Source organism: Aeromonas sp. S8(2024), assembly GCF_041403085.1.
In the GTDB taxonomy this organism is placed as follows: Bacteria; Pseudomonadota; Gammaproteobacteria; order Enterobacterales; family Aeromonadaceae; genus Aeromonas; species Aeromonas dhakensis.
In genome coordinates this window covers 1-17,933 of the sequence record NZ_JBGLRF010000005.1, presented here as the reverse complement: position 1 = coordinate 17,933, position 17,933 = coordinate 1, and the positions used below count along the sequence as shown (strand labels likewise).

Below are 17,933 nucleotides of genomic sequence, written 5' to 3'. Positions count from 1 at the left end.
TAATGGACGCTTGTTCAGCTTTTTACACTGTGTATTCCCGTCGCTCTGGGTAAAATGATGGCCTTTCCAGTCCAACAAGAGAGTAACGTGATGAAGAAGACCTTGATTGCCGGTTGTGTGCTGGCCCTGTTCAGCCAGGCTGCCATGGCTGCCGATGACTGGCGTTTTGCCGCCGGTGCCGATGTATGGAATGCTCAGGGCAGCGGCCAGATCAACGGTGTCGGGGCCAACGGCAGCTACGACGAGAACTACAACTGGAGCGGCTACCTGCAACTGGAGCACGGCATCATCCTGCTGCCCAACGCCAAGTTCGAGATCTCCGATTTCGGCACCAGCGGCGGCGCCCTCAACAACGATCTGATGGCCTATGACCTGAGCCTCTACTATCGCCTGTTCAACAACGATCTGTTCCAGATCGACCTGGGTCTGACCGGTCGTCGCTACGATGGCGATTTCAACACCCAGCACTACTCCTATGACAAGGACGTGCTGATGGCCTACACCGGTGCCGAACTGCGCATCCCGGGTACCGGCTTTGCCGCCTTCGGCGATGCCCGCGTGCAGGATGCCGACAACTACGACTACCGTCTGGGTGGCTCCTACAAGTTCGCGACCGTACCGCTCAAGGTGCGTGCCGGCTGGCGTGATGCGAGCATGGACTTCGATCGCGTTGACCAGCGGGTAGACGGCTGGTTCATCGGCGGCGAATTCACCTTCTAAATACTGGCAATCTCTGGTGACGATGCCCTCATCATCCCGATGGCGGCATCCGGCGAGGAACGAACATGGGTCATATCATAGTGACGGGGGCGGGGTCCGGCTTGGGCCGCGCCTTGACCATAGGTCTGGTTGAACGGGGCCATCAGGTTTCCATGATGGGGCGTCGTTATCAGAAGCTGCAGGAGCAGGAAGCCTTGCTCGGCAAGGCGGTGATCGGCATTGCCGCCGATCTGGCGCACCATGAGGAAGTGGATGTCGCCTTTGCCGCCGCGGTGGAGTGGGGCGGCCTGCCTGAGCTGGTGCTGCATTGCGCCGGCGTGGGCGAGTTCGGCCCGGTCGGCGTCTATACCGCCGAGCAGATCCGCCGGGTGGTGGAGAGCAATCTCATCTCCACCATTCTGGTGGCCCAGCAGACGGTGCGCCTCATCGGCGACAAGGGCGGGGTGCTGGCCAACGTGCTCTCTTCCGCCGCCCAGGTGGGCAAGGCCAACGAGAGTCTCTACTGCGCCTCCAAATGGGGGATGCGCGGCTTTCTCGAATCCTTGCGGGCCGAGCTGAAGGGCTTGCCGCTGCGGCTGGTGAACCTCTATCCGAGCGGGATCCGCAGTGAATTCTGGGACAACTCGGATCACGTGGACAGCAGCGGCTTCATGACCCCGGAAGATGCCGCCGCCTACATGCTGGATGCACTGGAAGCCAGAAGCAGCTGCCACGTGACCGATCTCTTTATCGGTCGCAATCCCTGACAAAAGGCTGCCGTCATCCGGTTGCCATCGTCAGAAGAGAGAAACAAAAAGCGCGCCATCGGCGCGCTTTTTTTATACCAGCGAGGGGCGGGATTAACGGCCCAGCTTGGCCTTGAGCATGGCGACGATGTCGCTGATGGCCACTTCCTGCTTCTCGCCGGTGCGGCGGCACTTGTATTCCACCACGCCGTTGTCCATGCCGCGCTCGCCGATGACGATGCCGTGAGGCACGCCCAGCAGCTCCATGTCGGCGAACATCACGCCCGGACGCTCTTTACGGTCGTCGAACAGCACGTCGACACCGGCGGCCTTCAGCTCGGCGTAGAACTGCTCGGCCAGCTCGGCGACGCGCACGGACTTGTGCATGTTCATCGGTACGATGGCCACTTCGAACGGGGCGATGGCGTCCGGCCAGATGATGCCGTACTGGTCGTTGTTCTGCTCGATGGCGGCAGCCACCAGGCGGGAAACCCCGATGCCGTAGCAACCCATCTCCATGGTGACGGACTTGCCGCCTTCATTCAGCACGCTCGCCTTCATGGCTTCGGAGTACTTGGTACCCAGCTGGAAGATGTGGCCCACTTCGATGCCGCGTTTGAGCAGCAGCTTGCCCTGGCCGCACGGGCTCGGGTCGCCTTCCACCACGTTGCGCAGGTCGGCAACTTCATAGGTGGTGATGTCGCGATCCCAGTTGGCACCGGTCAGGTGGAAGCCGGTCTCGTTGGCGCCACAGACGAAGTCAGCCAGGTGGGCGGCGCTGCGATCGGCGATGATGCGACCGGCAAAGCCGACCGGGCCGATAGAGCCAGCATCACAGCCGGCGGCTGCCTTGATCTGCTCGTCATTGGCGAAGGTCAGCGGGTTGGCGACACCCGGCAGCTTCTCGGCCTTGATTTCGTTCAGCTCGTGGTCGCCACGCAGCACCAGCGCGATGACGGCCTGGTTGCCGTGCTCGTCCGCTTCACCCAGCACCAGCAGGGTCTTGGCGACGGTGCTCGGGGCCACGCTCAGGAAGGCGGCCACTTCATCGATGGTGTGGACGTTCGGGGTCGCAACCTTGGTCAGGGCTGCGGTGGCAGCGGCGCGCTCGCCCGCCGGCGCCAACGCCTCGGCCATCTCGATGTTGGCGGCGTAGTCGGAGCTGTCGGAGAAGGCGATCAGGTCTTCACCGCTCTCGGCCAGCACCTGGAATTCGTGGGAGCCGGTACCACCGATGGAGCCGGTATCGGCCTGCACCGGACGGAAGTTCAGACCCATGCGGGTGAACGCCTTGCAGTAGGCGGCGTGCATCTTCTCGTAGGTATCGACCAGGGAGGCCTTGTCGATGTGGAAGGAGTAGGCGTCCTTCATCAGGAACTCGCGGCCACGCATCACGCCGAAACGGGGGCGAACTTCGTCGCGGAACTTGGTCTGGATCTGGTACAGATTCAGCGGCAGCTGCTTGTAGCTGTTCACTTCGTAACGGATCAGCGCGGTGATCACCTCTTCGTGGGTCGGGCCCAGCACGAAGGGACGGTTGTGACGGTCGGTCAGACGGCACAGCTCGGGACCGTAGTCATCCCAGCGGCCGGACTCCTGCCACAGCTCGGCGGGTTGTACCACCGGCATGGAGACTTCGATGGCACCAGCATTGTTCATCTCTTCGCGAACAATGTTCTCGATTTTTTTCAGAACCCGCAGACCGGACGGCAGCCAGGCATACATGCCGGAGGCCAGTTTGCGGATCATGCCGGCGCGCAGCATCAGCTGATGGCTGATGATCTCGGCGTCGGACGGGGTTTCCTTGAGAGTGGAAAGCAGATATTGGCTGGTACGCATCGCGGTAGACCTTAGCTAAGACGGGCGGCGGGGCCCTGGATAATTTCAAGAGCGGAATTTTAACAGGACGGGCCCTGCGGCCCAAGGGCTAAATTCGTACGATGGGAGAAAGCGGGGGCGTCGCCCCCGCTGCGGTCAGACCCGAAATTGCGACAGTAACCGCTGTTGCAGCAGGCTGGCCTGATGGAGAGAGGAGGCCAGTTGCAGACACTCCTGCGCCTCCTGCTCACCGGTCTGGGCCTGCTGGCTGATGCCGGAGACCTTGTCCGAGGTGTGGCTCAGGGTATGGGAGAGCTGGCCGGTGGCGTCCGCCACCTGCTGTACCATGTCCGCCAGGTGGTCGATGGCGCCCTCCACCTTGAACAGGATCTGCTTGGTGTTGTCGGAATCCGCCATGCCCGACTCCACCGTCTTCAGGTTGCGCTGCATCATCAGGTAGGCGGTTTCGGTCTGCTGCTGGATGCTGTTGATCACCTCGTTGATCTCGGCGCTGGAGGAGGCGGTGCGATTGGCCAGGGTGCGCACTTCGTCGGCCACCACCGCAAAGCCGCGGCCCATCTCGCCGGCCCGGGCGGCCTCGATGGCGGCGTTGAGCGCCAGCAAGTTGGTCTGCTCGGAAATGCCGCTGATGGTGGAGATGATCTGGCCTATCTGGCTGGCCTGCTCCTTGAGGGCGTTGATGGCGGTGGCGCATTCGCCCACCTCCATCACCACCCGCTGCATGCCCGCGCTGGCGGAGGAGACATACTGACTGCTCTCGGTGGTGAGCTGGCGCACCTCGTTGGCATTTTGCGCCGCCAGGCTGCAGTTGTCCGAGATGGTGGTGGCCACCTGCACCATCTGCTCGCTGTCATGGTGCAGCGCCTGGGCATGTTCGGCCGTCTGGCGACTGCTCTGGCTGATGGCCTGAACCCGGTTGACCGAGGTGTGCACGTGCTCGCTGATGTGCTGGTTGTTGTCCATGGTGGAGCTGATCATCTTCTGCAGCTTCTCGATGAAGCGATCCACGCTGCCGGCCAGCGAGCCGATTTCGTCGTCACGCCTGAGGTTGATACGGGCGTTGAGATCCCCTTCGCCGGCTGCGATGTCCTGCATGCGCCGATTGACCTGCAGCAGGGGCCGCACGATGGCGCGCACCAGCCAGAAGCCGCACAGGGTCACGATCAGCAGGCTGAACAGCAGGCCGCCCAGGATCAGACTCTTGGTATGGTTGATGATGGTGTTGAGCTGACCAACCTGATCCTCGACCGTGGCATCGCCCTTTGCCTCCACGTCGACCAGCAATTTCTTGAGCTGATCGGCGCTGCGCTCATAGCTGGTCAGCTGGCGTTGATATTCGCCAAGGGCTGCCATCCACTGCACCATCAATTGCTGAACCTCGGTTTCCAGCGCCCGATACTGGGTTGCCAGCGACTGGCCGGCAAACTCCCCCTCCGCGGGCACATCAAACAGTCCGCTGGCCAGCATGGCGTCGACAGCCTCCCGGTAGAAGCGGGTCGCCTCCTCCATTTCGCTCTGGATGGCGGGGGTGAGCCCTTCGCTCTGCATCTTCTCCAACGCATAGAGCTGACGCAGGAAGCCTATGTTGGCCTCCATGCCGCCATCGGCCGCGTGCCAGCGGGTCGCTAGGCCGCCATTCCAGCTGATGGCCTGATCCGGTGACTGGGTGAGGCTCTCGACCGCGCCATCACCCACCACCTCGAGCTGGGTCGAGAGGCGGGACATGCGTTCAGAACTGGCGCGCAGCGCCTGATCGAGGCGGGTAAACGTCTGGTAGAGCGCCAGCAGCTGTTCCTGTTGCTGCTGGTAGACCTGATGCTGCTGGTTCATGGTGCTGATGGCGGCGTCATCGATGAGCTGGCCTTCGCCCACCCGGCGCATGGCGTCGGTGGTGGCGGTTCTGGCCTGCTGCAGCTCTTGCTCGTCGAGGGACATGCCTCTGAGCATCTTCTGGATGTAGAGCGACTGGTTGCCGAGCTCGATGGAGCCCTCCATGGCGCCGTCTGCAGTCTGCCAGGCGGCACCCAGCACATAGGAGAGCAGATCCGCCAGCCGCTGGCTGCCATACCAGCCGACGACGCCCATGCCCAGCGTGCAGCTGAGCAGAATGGCCAGCCCCAGGTTCGATGTGGTGACGATTTTCATGATTAAGGACCTTCCTTGGCTCCAAACAAACCCAATTTAGTGTTTTATCAGTGGCAACAAAATGCCATGCCAGATGGAAAATAAAGTTGTTGCCCGGCTCGGATCCAAGCATGGCTTGGAACGCGCGAATGTGCCGAAAATCCGCTGCGGTACCGCCGCCCTATGCTGGATACTTATCCAGTTATTCTTTATGCTATGAGCCAATTTACAGATAGCTGGTTTGGCGAGGAGAGAGCCGTGATTGGTCGCTTGAGAGGCGTAGTCATTGAGAAACAACCCCCCGAGGTATTGCTGGAGGTCGGGGGCGTGGGCTATGAGGTGCACATGCCCATGAGCTGCTTCTATGATCTGCCCGAGATTGGCAAGGAAGCGGTCATTCACACCCACTTCGTGGTGCGGGAAGACGCCCAGCTGCTGTACGGCTTCAATCACAAGCAGGAGCGGGCGCTGTTTCGCGAGCTGATCAAGACCAACGGGGTCGGCCCCAAGCTGGCGCTGGCCATTCTCTCCGGCATGACCGCCACCCAGTTCGTGCTGAGTGTCGAGCGCGAGGAGATAAGCTCCCTGGTCAAGTTGCCAGGGGTTGGCAAGAAGACCGCCGAGCGACTGGTGGTGGAGATGAAGGACAGGCTCAAGGGGTGGGTCAGCCACGATCTCTTCTCGCCGGCCGAGATCACCCTGCCCGCCAAGGAGAGTGCCCTGCGGGCGCCGGATTCGAGCGAAGAGGCCGCCAGTGCGCTGGTGGCACTCGGTTACAAGCCGCAGCAGGCCAGCCAGATCGTCAGCAAGGTCGCGGTGGATGGTATGTCGGTGGAGGATATCATCCGTGAAGCGCTGCGCAGCCTGGTGTGAGGTAGAGAATGATTGAAGCGGATCGCCTCATTTCCGCCGCTGGCGGGCGTGAGGAAGAAGTCATCGATCGGGCCATCCGGCCCAAGCTGCTGGCCGATTACACCGGCCAGGATCCGGTCTGCGAACAGATGGAGATCTTCATCGCGGCGGCGCGCCAGCGCGGCGAGGCGCTCGATCACCTGCTGATCTTCGGCCCGCCCGGGCTTGGCAAGACGACGCTCGCCAACATAGTGGCCAACGAGATGGGGGTCAACATCAAGACCACCTCCGGTCCCGTGCTGGAGAAGGCCGGCGATCTGGCGGCGCTGCTCACCAACCTCGAGCCGAACGACGTGCTGTTCATCGACGAGATCCACCGCCTCAGCCCGGTGGTGGAGGAGGTGCTCTACCCGGCGATGGAGGATTACCAGCTCGACATCATGATCGGGGAGGGGCCGGCGGCTCGCTCCATCAAGCTCGACCTGCCCCCCTTCACCCTGATCGGCGCGACGACCCGGGCCGGCTCTCTCACCAGCCCGCTGCGGGATCGCTTCGGTATCGTGCAGCGCCTCGAGTTCTACAACGTCAAGGATCTGACCGACATCGTTGCCCGCAGCGCCCGTTGCCTCGGGCTCGACATGACGGAAGACGGCGCGCTGGAGGTGGCGCGTCGCTCGCGCGGGACGCCGCGAATTGCTAACCGTTTGTTGCGCCGGGTACGGGATTTTGCCCAGGTGAAATCCGATGGCCGGATTGACGGACCCATAGCGGCCCGAGCCATGGACATGCTGGACGTGGATAACGAAGGGTTCGACTTCATGGACCGCAAGCTATTGTTGGCTGTCATAGACAAGTTTCTGGGGGGGCCGGTAGGGCTCGACAACCTGGCTGCGGCCATCGGCGAGGAGAAGGACACCATCGAAGATGTGCTCGAACCCTATCTGATCCAGCAGGGCTTCCTGCAACGTACACCCAGAGGGCGGATCGCGACACCAAGAGCTTATGCGCATTTTGGCCTGCAACGGCCAGATGAAGGGTAAAAATAGTTGATTGAACAAAAAACCGCCTTCAAGGGCGGTTTTTTGTTATCCGGGCAAAAAAAAGCCCACTGCGGATGCGGTGGGCAAAGACAATTCAGGATGGATGTTCACAGACAGTGAGTGCGTCTGGAGACAGACCGGTAAAAAACGGAGTGAGCCGTCGCGAGGCCTCAGAGTCGGTTCATTTGATAGAGCTGAACGAACGAAAGCTTGTAGTAACGGATGGTTTTAGCAACAAACTTTTTCATCTTTAATTCCAATAGACAGGTTCGAAATGTTCATCGAATACGTACCGGGAACCCAGATTGACCGGCCTGTATCCAAGGGTATGCCCTCACTGCGAGGCGCATTGTAGGAGCTCTGTCTGACTCGGACAAACAAGAAAAATTACCCATCTCAGATTAGATTAACTAATCATTTTGTGACCTTGTCGAATTAGCATGGATATGCGTTTTTATTGGTTTTTAATTAGTTTTATTCTGGCTGGGGACAAGCGAGGGAAACATGATGAAAACACCCTTGAGAGTTGTTTTTTAACAGAAGCATTACTTATTTGCTTCAAGATTAAAGTTGATTTAAATCAATGATTTGCTGTTTTTATTTTTTTGTGACCCAGCTCTCTAAAATAAATGGAAAGGGTCGTGAAAATGCCTTTGAAAGGCATGTATTGATGGTGGTTTTACATTGATTTCAATCAAATAAAGGTGATATAAAACTCAGGTCATTATGGGCGGGAATAAAGCAAGCTTGATTGTTTTGCAATTGTTAAACATTAGCTTTTTTTGTTCCCTATTATTGCCTTGTTGTTAATGTGGTGGCAGTCGAATCCGGTCGTCAGTGCAAAACTGGAACATGACCGATAATTCGGGGACTTCCAACGGAAGCTTTGTCTTAAAACTTAAAATAGCCGTGCCAATAATCGGTGAGGAAACATCATGATTGCTGAGCATGTGGTAGACCTATCGCGGTTCCAATTCGCTGCGACGGCCCTTTATCACTTCCTGTTTGTGCCCTTGACGCTCGGAATGGCCTTCATTCTGGCGATCATGGAGTCTGTCTATGTGATGACCAACAACCCTGTCTACCGGGACATGACCAAGTTCTGGGGCAAGTTGTTTGGTATCAACTTTGCCCTCGGGGTCACCACAGGGCTGACCATGGAGTTCCAGTTTGGTACCAACTGGGCCTACTACTCCCACTATGTCGGCGATATCTTCGGGGCCCCGCTGGCCATCGAAGGTCTGATGGCATTCTTCCTGGAATCCACCTTCGTCGGTATGTTCTTCTTCGGCTGGGATCGGCTCTCCAAGCGTCAGCACCTGGCTGCGACCTGGTTGATGGCGCTCGGGACCAACCTCTCCGCGCTCTGGATCCTGGTTGCCAACGGCTGGATGCAGAACCCGGTCGGTGCCGAGTTCAACTTCGAAACCATGCGCATGGAGATGGTGAGCTTCGCCGATCTGGTGTTCAACCCGGTTGCCCAGGTGAAGTTCGTCCACACAGTGGCGGCAGGCTATACCACAGGTGCCATGTTCGTGCTGGGCATCTCTTCCTACTACCTGCTCAAGCATCGTGACGTGGCCTTCGCCCGTCGCTCCTTCGCCATCGCGGCCGCATTCGGCATGGCGTCCATCCTCTCCGTGCTGATCCTCGGTGACGAGTCCGGCTACGAGACGGGTGAAGTGCAGAAGGTGAAACTGGCGGCCATCGAGGCCGAGTGGAACACCGAGCCTGCGCCTGCCTCCTTTACCCTGTTCGGCATCCCGAACCAGGAAGAGATGCGCACCGATTACGCCATCAAGATCCCTTATGCCCTCGGCATCATCGCCACCCGTTCGCTGGACGGCCAGGTGACCGGTCTCAAGGATCTGAAGAGCGAGCACGAGCTGCGTGTGCGCAACGGCATGACCGCCTACGACCTGCTGACCAAGCTGCAGTCCGGCGACAAGTCTGACGATACCCGCGCCCGCTTCGACGAAGTGAAGCAGGACCTGGGTTACGGTCTGCTGCTCAAGCGCTATACCTCCAACGTGACCGACGCCACCGACGAGCAGATCAAGGCCGCCGTGGATGACTCCATCCCACAAGTGCTGCCACTGTTCTTCGCCTTCCGCATCATGGTTGCCTGCGGCATGCTGATGCTGGTGCTTATTGGCCTGGCCTTCTATGACAGTACCCGTCACAAGATCGGCGAGCGCAAGTGGCTGCTCAAGGCGCTGCTGTACGGCATCCCGCTGCCCTGGATCGCCATCGAGTGTGGCTGGTTCGTCGCGGAATACGGTCGTCAACCCTGGACCATCGCCGAAGTGTTGCCGACCTCGGTCTCGGCCTCCAACGTGCCGGCCTCCGAGATCTGGTTCTCCCTTATCGGGATCTGCCTGTTCTACACCGTACTGCTGATCATCGAGATGTACCTGATGTTCAAGTACGCGCGTCTGGGCCCAAGCAGCCTGAAGACCGGCAAGTACCACTTCGAACAGAGCAAGGCATAAGGAGAGCAACCCATGTTTGATTACGAAATGTTGCGCCTGGTCTGGTGGGTGCTGGTCGGCGTCCTGCTGATTGGCTTCGCCATCACCGACGGCTTCGATATGGGGGTGGGCGCACTGCTCCCCTTCGTCGGCAAGAAAGATGTTGAGCGTCGGGTGATGCTCAACACCATGGGCCCGCACTGGGAAGGGAACCAGGTCTGGCTGGTGACCGCCGGTGGTGCCCTGTTTGCAGCCTGGCCCATGGTGTATGCGGCAGCCTTCTCCGGTTTCTACATCGCCATGATCCTGACCCTGATGGCACTGTTCTTCCGCCCGGTCGGTTTCAAGTACCGTTCCCTGCGTGAAGATGCCAAGTGGCGCAGCAACTGGGACTGGGCACTGTTCGTCGGTAGCGCGGTACCGCCCATCGTGTTTGGCGTGGCGTTTGGCAACCTGCTGCAGGGCGTGCCGTTCGACTTCAACCAGTTCATGATGCTGACCTATCACGGCAACTTCTTCGGTCTGCTCAATCCGTTCGGCCTGCTGGCCGGTCTGGTGAGCCTGTTCATGCTGGTCACCCAGGGTGCTACCTGGCTGATGATGAAGACCGACGGTGAAGTGCTGGCCCGCTCCCGCACCGCCGCCATGATCTGCTCGCTGGTGACCCTGGTGCTGTTCGCACTGGCCGGTTTCTGGGTCAGCGGCATGGAAGGCTATGTGGTGGTCAAGGCCGCCGCGACCGATGCCGTCTCCAATCCGATGAACAAGGAAGTGGTGCGTCAGGCCGGTGCCTGGATGAACAACTACAGCCTCTATCCCTGGATGGTTGCGGCACCCGTGCTGGGTCTGGCGATGAGCCTGCTGACATCGCTGTTTGCCAAGCTGAACAAGGGCTGGCTGGCGTTCACCTGCTCCTCTCTGGCGATTGCCGGCGTGATCCTGACTGCCGGCTTCTCCATGTTCCCGTTCGTGATGCCCTCAAGCCTTGAGCCGTCACTGAGCCTGACCATGTGGGATGCCACCGCTTCTCTCAACACCCTACGGGTGATGACGGTAGCGGCCGCCATCTTCGTACCGATTGTGCTGGGTTATACCCTGTGGACCTACATCAAGATGTTCGGCCGGGTGACCAGCAAGCACATCGAAGACAACCAACAATCGCTCTACTAAGAAGGTGCCCTGATATGTGGTATTTCACCTGGATCCTGGGTCTGCTGCTGGCTTGTGCATTCGGCATCATCAATGCGCTGTGGCTGGAACACACCGAGAACATGGATCGCCAGATCGATGAAAACAAGTGATCGACTCGCCCGGTTGGCCGCTCCCCTGGAGCGCCAACCCTGGCAGGGGTTGATGCTGGTAGCGGCGGCCCTGTTGGCCGTCGCTATTTTACAGGCCCCCAATCTGGTGGCCGCCAACACCAGCGAACACGGCCTCTGGCTGGCGCCCTGGCTGATGTGGGCGGTCTGTTGCGGGGTCATGCACGGGCTGGGATTCCATCCCCGCAGCCTCGTCGGTCGCGTGCTGTTTTTCCCCTGGCTCGCCTTGCCCAGTTTGTTGTACGGGCTCTGGCTGACCCAAGGCTATTTCCTTTCATAAAAAACGGGGGGAGGCAGGATTTCCCTGCTTCCCCCTGCTTCTTTCCTATTCAGCCCTGCGCTATGATAGCCCCCCATCTGACTGTCGTATGGATCACAGATTGTTATGGGGGAAGTCTCTGAGTTTCCGGTGCGTGTCTACTACGAAGACACCGATGCCGGGGGCATCGTCTACAACGCCAATTATCTCAAGTTTATGGAACGTGCTCGCACCGAGTTCCTGCGTGCTGGCGGCATCGAACAGGATGTCCTGCTGGGTGCCGGGTACGCGTTTGTGGTGAGTCGAACAGAGATCGATTTCCGCTCGGCGGCCCGTTTTAATGAGCTTTTGACTGTATTGACGCAAGTGACCGAAGTGAAACGCGCCTCCATGCGCTTCTCACAACGGATACTGGCGGCTGATGGACGACTGATCACCCAGGCCATGGTACAGATAGCCTGTGTCAGTCATCCGCATATGAAACCTGTTGCAATACCTGAAAATGTGAAGGGAGTGCTGTTAAGTGCACGCTGAAATTTCGTTTATTGGCCTGTTTTGGCAAGCCAGCCTGTTGGTAAAACTGGTCATGATGACCCTGATGGGCATGTCGGTCGTCTCCTGGGCGCTGATCATCCAGCGCTCCAAGGCCATCAAGGCAGCCAATATCGCATCGGAGCAGTTTGAAGACAGATTCTGGTCCGGGGTCGACCTCAACCGTCTCTATCAGGAGTCCTCTTCCCGCCGCGATGACATCGAAGGCATGGAAGACATCTTCTACTCCGGCTTCAAGGAGTATGCCCGTCTGCTCAAGGCCGGCGCCCGTGGTCAGGATGCGGTGATGGACGGTACCTACCGTGCCATGCGCGTCTCCCTCTCCCGCGCGGTGGACGATCTCGAGTCCAACCTGCCGATCCTGGCGACCATCGGCTCCATCAGTCCCTATATCGGTCTGTTTGGTACCGTCTGGGGGATCATGAACGCCTTTATCGCCCTGGGGCAGGTGCAGCAGGCTACCCTGCAGATGGTGGCCCCTGGTATCGCGGAGGCGCTGATCGCCACCGCCATGGGTCTGTTTGCCGCCATCCCGGCCGTTATCTTCTACAACCGCTTCTCCAACAAGGTCGAGCGGCTGGAGAACGCCTACGCCAACTTCATGGACGAGTTCACCACCATTCTGAACCGTCAAATTGCTCAGCAGCAGGGTGATCAGTAATGCAAACCTATCAGCGGATCCGGCGCAAGAAGGTGGCCGAGATCAACGTGGTTCCCTATATCGACGTCATGCTGGTGCTGCTTATCATCTTCATGGCGGTGACGCCCGTGATCACGCAAGGGGTCAAGGTTGACCTGCCGCAGGCGGAATCCGAGCAGCTGCCGGAGGATGCCAAGCCGCCCTTCATCGTCAGCGTCAATACCGAAGGCGAGTACGTCATCAAGGCCGGCGAGGCCGAGGACGAACCCGTCCCGAGCGGGACGCCCGAGGCGATGCAGCAGTACATCACCGAGAAGGCCATGGGTTACCTGGCCATCAACCAGAACGCCCCCGTGGTGGTGGCCGGTGACAAGTCGGTGCGCTACGAAGAGGTGATCCTGCTGATGGTGGCCCTCAAGAAAGCCGGTGTGCCTCAGGTCGGCCTGATGACAGATCCGGTGAACTGACGGAGATGGATGTGAAGCGTGGTATTTCCGGTTATCTCATCGCGTCGCTTCTGCTGCACCTGATCATCGGCATCATTCTGTTTGTCGGGCTCGACTTCAGCAAGCCGAAGCGACCCGAGTCGAAGGGGCAGATCGTCAATGCCGTCATGCTCGACGAGAACTTCCTCAACGAGCAGGCCAAGCAGATCCAGCAGCAGAAGGCTCAGCCCAAGCCGCAGAAGGTAGAGAAAGAGAAGGATAAGGAAGACACGGACATCGCCAAGCGCGAGCTGGCCCAGCAGCAGGAACGGTTGCGGATTGCAGAGGCCAAGCGCAAGGAGGCCGAGGAGGCCACCCGCAAGGCCGAAGTAGAGAAGCAGAAGAAGCAGGCCGAGCAGAAGCAGGCGGAAGAGAAGGCCCAGAAGGCCGAGGAAGCCCGCAAGCTCGAAGAGCAGAAGGCCAAGAAGGCGGAGGCCGAGCGCAAGGCCGCGGAAGAAGAGAGCAAGGCGCTGGCGCTGAAGAAGAAAAAGGAACAAGAGAAGAAAGAGGCCGAAGAGAAGGCCAAGGCTGAGGAGGCCAAGGCCAAGAAAGCGGAAGCCGAGAAGAAAGCCAAAGCCGAAGCCGAGAAAAAAGCGAAGGCAGAAGCGGACAAGAAAGCCAAGGCGGAGGCCGAGCAGAAGGCCAAGGCTGAAGCCGAGAAGAAAGCCAAGGAAGAGGCGGCCAAGAAGGCAAAAGCTGACGCAGAGAAGAAAGCCAAGGCAGAGGCCGACAAGCAGGCCAAGATCGCGGCTGAACGCAAGCGCAAAGCGGCCGAGGAGGCCAAGCTGCAAAAAGAGATGGAAGACATGATGCAGCAGCAGCTGGCGGCTGAGGCCAATGCCCGCAGTCAGGCAGCATCGGCGGCGGCCAAGGGTGAAGTCGACAAATATGCGGCGCTTATCAAGGCGACTGTTGAGCGATATATGATTTTGGATCCCACCATGCGGGGCAAAACATGTACTATCGGCGTACGTCTTGCGAGCACTGGCTTTGTCATCTCGGTAGATAACGGCCAGGGTGACCCGGCGGTATGTCGTTCCGGCAAAGCAGCCGTACTGAAGGCCAATCAGTTGCCGGTACCCAAGGATCCTGCGGCATTCGAGATGTTGAAGGAGTTCAACCTCAAGCTGGAACCTAACATCTAGCACTGATGGCGAGGGGATCGAGTAAGGTGGTTGGCAGCGTCTTGCCGAAAAAGGAAGTTAATCTCTCATTATTTTGGAACCGAGTGTTTAAGCCATGATAAGAAAAGTGTTTTTTGCTTTGGTTGGCTGTTTGTTGCTGGGTCAGAGCGCCCAGGCGGCCTTGGACATCGTCATCACCGGCGGTATCGACAGTGCACGACCGATCGCCGTCGCCCCCTTCAAGTGGGAAGGCAATGGCCAGCTGCCGCAGGACATCGCTGAAGTGGTCTCCAACGACCTGATGCGCAGCGGCAAGTTCAGACCGCTGGCTCGTGGCCAGATGCCGCAGACCCCGAGCTCCAGCGGTGAAATCAACTTCGCACCCTGGGCCTCCCAAGGCGTCGAAGCCGTGGTGGTCGGTTCCATCGCCGCCGTCGGCGACGGTACCTACAAGATCAACTTCGAGCTGGTCGACGTGCTCAAGGGCCAGCTGGCCAAGACCCAGGGTGGCGAGAGCAACGGCTACATCCTGGACAGCCGGATGGCGACCATCCCGGGTGCCCAGATGCGCCAGTTTGCCCACCGCATCTCCGACATCGTCTATGAGCGTCTGACCGGCGAGCGTGGGGCCTTCCTGACCCGTCTGGCCTATGTCTCCGTGCAGCAGGGTACCCAGTTCCCGTATCAGCTGCGGATCTCCGACTACGACGGTTACAACGAGAAGACCCTGCTGCGTTCCCGCGAGCCGCTGATGTCCCCGGCTTGGTCGCCGGACGGCAGCAAGCTGGCCTACGTGAGCTTCGAGAACCAGAAATCCGAGATCTACGTGCAGGACATCTACACCCAGCAGCGCAGCCTGATCACCAGCTTCCGCGGCATCAACGGGGCGCCGGAGTGGTCTCCGGATGGTCGTCGTCTGGCTATCGTTCTCTCCAAGGACGGGTCACCGAACCTCTATGTCGTTGATGTTGCTAGCAAGCAGCTGACCCGCGTCACAACCAGCCGGGTAATCGACACCGAACCCTCCTGGATGCCGGACGGTCAAAATTTGCTGTTCACCTCTGAACGTGGTGGCAAACCCCAGATTTATAGCGTAAATTTGGCGACTGGCATGACTCGCCGGATGACCTGGGAAGGTGAATCCAACCAGGGTGCGTCCATTACTCCTGATGGCAAAATCATGGTGATGGTGACCCGGGTTCAGGGGCAATACCGTATCGCCCGTCAGGATATGGAAAACAATGCCCTGCTGGTCCTTACCCAGAGCGCGCTGGATGAGTCGCCAAGTGTGGCTCCCAATGGCAGCATGATCATTTATGCCACCATCTATCAGGGTCGTAAGAGTCTCGCATTGGTGTCGACTGATGGTCGCTTCAAGGCTGTGCTTCCGACCAGTAGCGGTGAAATTCGTGCACCAGCTTGGTCGCCCTTCTTGAATTGATAAAAATCCAATTGTTTTTTGTTTTGTTATAAAGGTTTAAGGAAATAGCATGCAACTCAATAAACTGCTCAAGGGTTTGGCCATCGCACTGCCACTGTTCACCCTGGCCGCTTGTAGCTCCTCTTCTGATTCCGATGCCGCTGGCGCCGAATCAGGCATGACCGACGGCATGGGCGGTGTACAAACCGGTGGCGCGAATGGCATGTTGTCCCCGGAAGAGCAGATGCGTCAGAAGTTCGAAGCGCTGCAGCGTGACAACGTGATCTACTTCCCGTTCGACGGTTACGACATCCAGGGTCAATACGCCGACCTGCTGGATGCCCACGCCAGCTACCTGCGTGAGCGCCCGAGCGTCAAAGTACTGATCGAAGGCCACGCCGACGAGCGCGGTACTCCGGAGTACAACATCGCGCTGGGCGAGCGTCGTGCCAAGGCTGTTGCCAAGTATCTGCAAACCCTGGGTGTGCAGGCTGAGCAGCTCTCCATCGTCAGCTATGGCGAAGAGAAGCCGCTGGATATGTCTCACACCGAGGATGCCTTTGCCAAGAACCGCCGTGCGGTCCTGGTTTACTAAGGTTTGAATCGAACGAAGTTCGTTTATATGCAAGCGGCCATTTCGATGGCCGTTTTATTTGCACTAAACGCCAAGGTTTGATCCGAATGAAATCTGTATAAGCGAGCGACGATGGCGCTGGCCGTTTTATTTGCACTAAACGCTAAGGTTTGATCCGAATGAAATCTGTGTACAAGCAAGCTGCTGTTGCGCTGGCCGTATTGGTTGCTCTGAATGCGCAAGCGGCGGCACCGGTGAGCGATCTGAGCGGTGACTCGGGTGGCGGGGTTGTCCTAAGCGGCAACAACGGCGCCATCGTGCCCACCGGCAGCCTGGAAGACAGGGTTGCCCTGCTGGAGCGCACGCTCAACGCCCGTCTGCGCCTGCAGGCAGATTTGCAGCAACAGGTGGATGCCCTGCAAGGAGAGGTCTCCGAGCTGCGTGGCCAGCTGGAGCAGCAGACCTACCAGATGGAACAGTCGCAGGAGCGTCAGCGCCAGCTCTATCAGGAGCTCGACAAGGTGGCCAACAGCCAGCCTGCCGCTACATCAGCAGCCCCGGCAGCCGCCGCTGCGAGCGCGACGCCGGCCGCCGCGGCCAACTACTCCACCAACCAGAACGAGAATCAGGCCTATGATGCGGCCGTGAACATGGTGCTCAAGGAGAAGAACTACGACAAGGCGATTCCGGCCTTCGAAGGGTTCATCAAGCAGTTCCCGAGCTCCAGCTATGTTCCCAACGCCCATTACTGGCTGGGCCAGTTGCTGTTCAACAAGGGGGATCGGACCGGCGCTGCCGCCCAGTTCACCACGGTGGCCACCAAGTTCAGCAAGTCGCCCAAGCGAGCCGACGCCCTGTTGAAGCTGGGTATGCTGGCACAACTGGATGGCAAGAAGGCGGAAGCCAAGAACTTCTATGAGCAGGTGATCAAGGGCTATCCCAACACCTCGCCGGCCCAGCTGGCCAAACAGAGTTTGAGCAAGCTATAACTTTGCCGCATGTCACTGTTTTCGTAACAGTCTTGTAAATACAGCCTCGCTTTGTATGCGCAGTGAACAAACAGATGGAATTTAAGATTTTTCTGTTGCGCCAGGATGATAAATCCGTAATATAGGCCGCCGTCAGAGCCGGTGCAGCATTGCAGTTGGTCCTGGTCGTGGTGAGGGTCGTTAGCTCAGTCGGTAGAGCAGTTGACTTTTAATCAATTGGTCGCTGGTTCGAATCCAGCACGACCCACCATTTCTCCACCAGGTGGAGACAGAATTCCCAGGTCGTTTAGCTCAGCTGGGAGAGCACCTCCCTTACAAGGAGGGGGTCACTGGTTCGATCCCAGTAACGACCACCAGTTTTAAGCTGTCTGCCAAGGCGGGCAGTGAAAGAGGCAAGTCAGGTGTGGGTCGTTAGCTCAGTCGGTAGAGCAGTTGACTCTTAATCAATTGGTCGTAGGTTCGATCCCTACACGACCCACCAATTTGCCCAGATGAATTCCCAGGTCGTTTAGCTCAGCTGGGAGAGCACCTCCCTTACAAGGAGGGGGTCACTGGTTCGATCCCAGTAACGACCACCAAGTTTGTAAAAAAATGATTTAGATGGGTCGTTAGCTCAGTCGGTAGAGCAGTTGACTTTTAATCAATTGGTCGCTGGTTCGAATCCAGCACGACCCACCATCATTTCAGAATCCCAGGTCGTTTAGCTCAGCTGGGAGAGCACCTCCCTTACAAGGAGGGGGTCACTGGTTCGATCCCAGTAACGACCACCAAGTTTGTAAAAAAATGATTTAGATGGGTCG

17 protein-coding genes and 6 tRNA genes are annotated in these 17,933 nt (G+C 58.7%); 21 read left to right on the top strand and 2 right to left on the bottom strand.

Translation table 11 applies throughout. From position 1 onward, the window contains the following. The first annotated feature begins 90 nt into the window (after positions 1 to 90). Positions 91 to 720 carry a TIGR04219 family outer membrane beta-barrel protein gene (locus tag ACB031_RS14455; RefSeq protein ID WP_010636188.1) on the top strand — a complete coding sequence of 210 codons (630 nt, stop codon included), beginning with the start codon at positions 91 to 93 and terminating at the stop codon, positions 718 to 720. A gap of 65 nt (positions 721 to 785) precedes the next feature. Further along, positions 786 to 1,466, top strand: coding sequence for an SDR family oxidoreductase (locus ACB031_RS14450; protein WP_371139815.1), 681 nt, complete (start codon positions 786 to 788; stop codon positions 1,464 to 1,466). A 93-nt stretch (positions 1,467 to 1,559) separates the two neighbouring features. Here the strand turns inward: ACB031_RS14450 and ACB031_RS14445 are convergent, their stop codons facing one another. Beyond that, a complete protein-coding gene (locus tag ACB031_RS14445; protein WP_017787582.1) occupies positions 1,560 to 3,284 on the bottom strand; it encodes a proline--tRNA ligase in 1,725 nt (574 codons plus the stop codon). Positions 3,285 to 3,419: 135 nt separating this feature from the next. Then, a complete protein-coding gene (locus ACB031_RS14440) occupies positions 3,420 to 5,429 on the bottom strand; it encodes a methyl-accepting chemotaxis protein (RefSeq protein ID WP_371139814.1) in 2,010 nt (669 codons plus the stop codon). Between the two features lie 237 nt (positions 5,430 to 5,666). On the opposite strand from ACB031_RS14440, the gene ruvA reads away from it, so the two are divergent. The 19 genes from ruvA to ACB031_RS14345 all read left to right on the top strand — a co-directional run bounded on the left by ruvA (position 5,667) and on the right by ACB031_RS14345 (position 17,903). Beyond that, positions 5,667 to 6,281 carry a Holliday junction branch migration protein RuvA gene (ruvA, locus tag ACB031_RS14435; RefSeq protein WP_005304953.1) on the top strand — a complete coding sequence of 205 codons (615 nt, stop codon included), beginning with the start codon at positions 5,667 to 5,669 and terminating at the stop codon, positions 6,279 to 6,281. A gap of 8 nt (positions 6,282 to 6,289) precedes the next feature. Continuing rightward, complete coding sequence (gene ruvB, locus ACB031_RS14430) at positions 6,290 to 7,300, top strand: Holliday junction branch migration DNA helicase RuvB (protein ID WP_268037514.1); 1,011 nt, start codon at positions 6,290 to 6,292, stop codon at positions 7,298 to 7,300. A gap of 935 nt (positions 7,301 to 8,235) precedes the next feature. Continuing rightward, positions 8,236 to 9,792, top strand: a complete 1,557-nt coding sequence (gene cydA, locus ACB031_RS14425; protein ID WP_005304948.1) for a cytochrome ubiquinol oxidase subunit I — start codon at positions 8,236 to 8,238, stop codon at positions 9,790 to 9,792. Between the two features lie 12 nt (positions 9,793 to 9,804). Further along, the gene (gene cydB, locus ACB031_RS14420) at positions 9,805 to 10,941 is read left to right on the top strand and encodes a cytochrome d ubiquinol oxidase subunit II (protein ID WP_005304945.1); all 1,137 of its coding nucleotides are present in this window, start codon (positions 9,805 to 9,807) and stop codon (positions 10,939 to 10,941) included. Between the two features lie 14 nt (positions 10,942 to 10,955). After that, the gene (gene cydX, locus ACB031_RS14415) at positions 10,956 to 11,072 is read left to right on the top strand and encodes a cytochrome bd-I oxidase subunit CydX (protein WP_005304933.1); all 117 of its coding nucleotides are present in this window, start codon (positions 10,956 to 10,958) and stop codon (positions 11,070 to 11,072) included. Beyond that, the gene (locus tag ACB031_RS14410; protein WP_124249326.1) at positions 11,059 to 11,370 is read left to right on the top strand and encodes a cyd operon YbgE family protein; all 312 of its coding nucleotides are present in this window, start codon (positions 11,059 to 11,061) and stop codon (positions 11,368 to 11,370) included. The genes cydX and ACB031_RS14410 overlap by 14 nt, the downstream gene beginning before the upstream one ends. 105 nt (positions 11,371 to 11,475) lie before the next feature. Further along, positions 11,476 to 11,883, top strand: coding sequence for a tol-pal system-associated acyl-CoA thioesterase (gene ybgC / locus ACB031_RS14405; RefSeq protein WP_005304924.1), 408 nt, complete (start codon positions 11,476 to 11,478; stop codon positions 11,881 to 11,883). Between the two features lies 1 nt (position 11,884). Beyond that, positions 11,885 to 12,562 carry a protein TolQ gene (tolQ, locus tag ACB031_RS14400; protein WP_213344251.1) on the top strand — a complete coding sequence of 226 codons (678 nt, stop codon included), beginning with the start codon at positions 11,885 to 11,887 and terminating at the stop codon, positions 12,560 to 12,562. Then, complete coding sequence (tolR, locus tag ACB031_RS14395) at positions 12,562 to 13,008, top strand: protein TolR (protein WP_005304918.1); 447 nt, start codon at positions 12,562 to 12,564, stop codon at positions 13,006 to 13,008. Before tolQ ends, tolR begins: the two co-directional genes overlap by 1 nt. A 5-nt stretch (positions 13,009 to 13,013) precedes the next feature. Then, positions 13,014 to 14,171, top strand: coding sequence for a cell envelope integrity protein TolA (gene tolA / locus ACB031_RS14390; RefSeq protein WP_017765796.1), 1,158 nt, complete (start codon positions 13,014 to 13,016; stop codon positions 14,169 to 14,171). A gap of 94 nt (positions 14,172 to 14,265) precedes the next feature. Next, positions 14,266 to 15,591 carry a Tol-Pal system beta propeller repeat protein TolB gene (tolB, locus tag ACB031_RS14385; protein WP_139751981.1) on the top strand — a complete coding sequence of 442 codons (1,326 nt, stop codon included), beginning with the start codon at positions 14,266 to 14,268 and terminating at the stop codon, positions 15,589 to 15,591. Positions 15,592 to 15,640: 49 nt separating this feature from the next. After that, positions 15,641 to 16,165, top strand: a complete 525-nt coding sequence (gene pal / locus ACB031_RS14380) for a peptidoglycan-associated lipoprotein Pal (protein ID WP_005304908.1) — start codon at positions 15,641 to 15,643, stop codon at positions 16,163 to 16,165. Between the two features lie 158 nt (positions 16,166 to 16,323). After that, positions 16,324 to 17,133 carry a tol-pal system protein YbgF gene (ybgF, locus tag ACB031_RS14375; protein WP_026141093.1) on the top strand — a complete coding sequence of 270 codons (810 nt, stop codon included), beginning with the start codon at positions 16,324 to 16,326 and terminating at the stop codon, positions 17,131 to 17,133. A gap of 174 nt (positions 17,134 to 17,307) precedes the next feature. Continuing rightward, positions 17,308 to 17,383, top strand: a tRNA-Lys gene (locus ACB031_RS14370). A gap of 30 nt (positions 17,384 to 17,413) precedes the next feature. Next, positions 17,414 to 17,489 (top strand) — tRNA-Val (locus tag ACB031_RS14365). 49 nt (positions 17,490 to 17,538) lie between these two features. Next, a tRNA-Lys gene (locus tag ACB031_RS14360) sits at positions 17,539 to 17,614 on the top strand. Between the two features lie 21 nt (positions 17,615 to 17,635). Beyond that, positions 17,636 to 17,711: transfer RNA gene (locus ACB031_RS14355), tRNA-Val, on the top strand. A gap of 24 nt (positions 17,712 to 17,735) precedes the next feature. Next, positions 17,736 to 17,811 (top strand) — tRNA-Lys (locus ACB031_RS14350). A gap of 16 nt (positions 17,812 to 17,827) precedes the next feature. Next, positions 17,828 to 17,903 (top strand) — tRNA-Val (locus ACB031_RS14345). The last annotated feature ends 30 nt before the right edge of the window (positions 17,904 to 17,933 follow it).